The 2,963-nt window shown below is 44.1% G+C and carries 2 protein-coding genes; both read left to right on the top strand.

Annotation, left to right across the window (positions count from 1 at the left end; all coding sequences use genetic code 11):
* Positions 1–495, top strand: a 495-nt coding sequence (locus ACXM0J_RS18660; RefSeq protein WP_479750731.1) for a beta-barrel domain-containing protein, incomplete at its 5' end; no start/stop codon positions are given.
* Positions 496–875: 380 nt separating this feature from the next.
* The coding region (locus ACXM0J_RS18655; protein WP_479750730.1) for a BapA/Bap/LapF family prefix-like domain-containing protein at positions 876–2,963 on the top strand (2,088 nt) is incomplete at its 3' end.

Here is a 2,963-nt window from a genome sequence, read left to right as displayed (position 1 = left end):
GTCGTACTGGGTCGTAGTGACAGCTTAGATCGTGCTATTTTTAAAGCACCAGTACGTGGTGTCATAAAAGAAATTGCAGTCACTACCCATGGTGGAGTTATTCCGCAAAATGGCAAGTTGATGACTATTGTACCGATTGATGAACAGTTGCTTATTGAAGCGCGTATTTTACCGCGTGATATTGCGTTTATTCGACCGGGACAAGAAGCGCTGGTTAAGATTACTGCCTATGACTACTCAATTTATGGTGGTTTAAAAGGTAAGGTTATGGTTATTTCCCCAGACACGATTCGTGATGAAGTTAAACAAGACCAGTTCTATTATCGTGTTTATATCCGCACTGATTCCGACAAGCTTTATAATAAACAAGGTCAGGCATACGGTATTACACCGGGTATGGTGGCAACTGTAGATATTCGTACAGGTCAAAAAACAGTACTCGATTACTTACTTAAACCATTCAACAAAGCCAAAGAAGCGTTACGAGAAAGGTGAAATAAATATATATCTATATAGTTTTTAAATGTTTAAAAGCTATATAGATATTAAGAAAGATAAGATCTTGTTTTAAATGTGTGGTTTTTATTATTTGTGTTTTAAAACATAAAAATATTAAAAGCATATTCTTATTTTAATCTAGCCCTAATTCTTTGAAAAATAATAACTAATAATGTGGGTTTTATTTTGGTTAATAAATAAACTGATTGTTATTGCATTTTTTGTGATGTAATTCATGTTTACAATTACTTTGTGCGTTGAGGTTGGCCTTTGTTTTATCTAATTTATTCCTTAATTTGGGCTCTTCTTATTTATTAAAATTTAAGAGCTCTAAATTGGATTGGTTTAATTAAATAATCCTACGAAGGGGAAGAAATATGTCTGAGATAAGGGTGATTTCTAAGGAGAGTCATGAAACCTTAGAAATTACAGCAAAGGATACAGTCTCTCTTTCCGAAGCATCAGTTATTTTAATAAAAGTAAATAAAGATGATGTTTCTGAAATTAGACAAGACGGTAGAAATGCAATTATTACTTTAAAAAATGGTGAACAAATAGTAATAATTGATTTCTTTAACGGTAGTAATTATTCAACTGATAATAGTTTAGTTTTTGAAGACAATAATCATAAATTACTGTGGGTACAGTTTACTGACAGTAATGGGGCATTATTAGATCATATCACTTATAGTTATATCGATAGTATCGAACCATTGCTTTATCATGATGGAGCTGCATCTCCATGGGCATGGTTATCTGTACCGCTAACCGCAGCAGGAATTTTGTGGTGGGCTCATGACAGTGATAAAAATAATAGTTTAGAAAGCGACTCTGACTCTGACAGTGACTCGGATTCTGACAGCGACTCGGACTCTGACAGCGATTCGGATTCGGACAGTGACTCGGATTCTGACAGCGATTCGGACTCTGACAGCGACTCTGATTCGGACAGCGACTCTGATTCTGACAGCGACTCGGACTCTGACTCTGACAGCGACTCGGATTCAGACAGCGACTCGGACTCTGACAGCGACTCTGATTCTGACAGTGACTCGGATTCGGACAGCGATTCTGACTCTGACAGCGATTCTGACTCTGACAGCGACAGCGACTCGGACTCAGACAGCGACTCTGATTCTGACAGTGACTCTGATTCGGACAGCGATTCTGACTCTGACAGCGACTCGGATTCGGACAGCGATTCTGATTCTGACAGCGACTCTGATTCTGACAGCGATTCGGATTCTGACAGCGACTCTGATTCTGACAGCGACTCGGATTCGGACAGCGATTCGGATTCTGACAGCGACTCTGATTCTGACAGTGACTCGGACTCTGACAGTGACTCTGACAGCGACTCGGATTCGGACAGCGATTCGGATTCTGACAGCGACTCTGATTCTGACAGCGATTCGGACTCTGACAGCGATTCTGACTCTGACAGTGACTCGGATTCTGACAGCGACTCTGATTCTGACAGCGATTCGGATTCTGACAGTGACTCGGATTCGGACAGCGATTCTGACTCTGACAGCGACTCTGATTCAGACAGCGACTCTGACTCTGACAGTGACTCTGACTCTGACTCTGACAGCGACTCGGATTCGGACAGCGATTCGGATTCTGACAGTGACTCGGATTCTGACAGCGATTCGGACTCTGACAGCGACTCTGATTCAGACAGCGACTCGGACTCTGACAGTGACTCGGATTCGGACAGCGATTCTGATTCTGACAGCGACTCGGATTCAGACAGCGATTCGGATTCAGACAGTGACTCTGACAGCGACTCTGATTCTGACAGCGACTCGGATTCGGACAGCGATTCTGATTCGGACAGCGACTCTGATTCTGACAGCGACTCTGATTCGGACAGTGACTCGGACTCTGACAGTGACTCTGACTCTGACAGCGACTCGGATTCGGACAGCGATTCTGATTCGGACAGCGACTCTGATTCTGACAGCGACTCTGATTCTGACAGCGACTCTGATTCTGACAGCGACTCTGATTCGGACAGTGACTCGGACTCTGACAGTGACTCTGACTCTGACAGCGACTCGGATTCGGACAGCGATTCTGATTCGGACAGCGACTCGGATTCGGACAGCGACTCTGATTCGGACAGCGATTCTGACTCTGACAGTGACTCGGATTCTGACAGCGACTCTGATTCTGACAGCGATTCTGATTCGGACAGTGACTCGGATTCGGACAGCGATTCTGACTCTGACAGCGATTCTGACTCTGACAGTGACTCGGATTCAGACAGCGACTCTGATTCTGACAGCGATTCTGACTCTGACAGTGACTCGGATTCTGACAGCGACTCTGATTCTGACTCTGACAGTGACAGCGACTCTGATTCTGACAGCGACTCGGACTCTGACTCTGACAGCGACAGCGACTCGGACTCTGACAGCGACTCGGACTCTGACTCTGACAGCGACAGCGACTCGGATTCA

The organism is Acinetobacter sp. GRABPA_MV_2, assembly GCF_056725885.1.
Note: the sequence above shows the minus strand (reverse complement) of the source record. Positions and strands in the feature narration are given on the sequence as shown.